The sequence below is a fragment of the Sphingomonas segetis genome, from assembly GCF_009720245.1.
Taxonomy (GTDB): domain Bacteria; phylum Pseudomonadota; class Alphaproteobacteria; order Sphingomonadales; family Sphingomonadaceae; genus Sphingomicrobium; species Sphingomicrobium segetis.
The window spans coordinates 1-913 of sequence record NZ_WJSQ01000298.1; the positions used below are offsets into that span (position 1 = coordinate 1).

Consider the following 913-nt stretch of genomic DNA (forward strand, 5'->3'; position numbering starts at 1 on the left):
CCGCGGCCAGCACCGGCCGCGGCCAGCGCCACGCGCGCATTGCTCCGATCAGCCCCTCGCGCAGCGCCACGACGATCGCGAACAGCTCCGCACCGATCACCGGCAGGGTGTAGGCGCGCACGTTCAGCTCGGCGCCCGACCACTCTCCCGACGGAGACCAGGTGAAGGCCACCAGCAGCGCCGGCGCGAATCCGAACAGCCACGGGACGACGTAGCGGGCGAACCCCTCCCCGGCTTCCGGGTCGCGAACCTGCGCCGTCACTTGGCGCTCAGAACGCATTCGGGTGGACGAGGACCGCGGCCGTCCGAAGCATGATCGAGATGTCGCGGCCGATGTGCCAGCCGTCGATATATTCGAGGTCGGCGCGCACGCGCTCGGTGACGTCCGCCTTCTTTTCCGTCGCGCCGCGGAAGCCGCGCACCTGGGCGAGGCCGGTGATCCCCGGCTTGATCGCGTGGCGGTCGAAATAATGGTCGTCGATGGTCCAGAACAACTGGTTTTCGGCGCGGGTGCCGAGCGCGTGCGGGCGCGGGCCGACGATGCTCATCTCGCCCCTCAGCACGTTGATCAGCTGCGGCAGCTCGTCGATGCTGGTGCGCCTCAGCAGCCGGCCGACGCGGGTCACCCGGTCGTCGCCGCGCGCCGCCGAGCGCGCTCCCGCCTCGTCCGCCGCCTCGCACCGCATCGTCCGGAACTTGAGGATTTCGAACAGGCGGTTGCCGCGGCCCATGCGCATCTGGCGGAAAAGGACCGGTCCGGGCGACTCGAGGCGGATCGCCGCGGCGATTGCGAGCATCGCCGGGGCAAGCAGCACCAGGCTGGCGCCCGCGATGGCGAGGTCCATCACCCGCTTCACCGCGCGGCTGTGGAGCGGGAGCGGGCCGCAGCCGACCAGCAGCGCCGGGGTCGATC

The 913-nt window shown here is 71.3% G+C and carries 2 protein-coding genes; both read right to left on the reverse strand.

What is annotated here, in order from left to right; all coding sequences use genetic code 11:
• On the reverse strand, positions 1-280 hold a 280-nt coding region (locus GH737_RS14895), incomplete at its 3' end, for a hypothetical protein (protein ID WP_196233253.1).
• A partial coding sequence (locus tag GH737_RS14900; RefSeq protein ID WP_230558860.1) for a sugar transferase occupies positions 270-913 on the reverse strand: 644 nt, incomplete at its 5' end. The genes GH737_RS14895 and GH737_RS14900, both read right to left, overlap by 11 nt.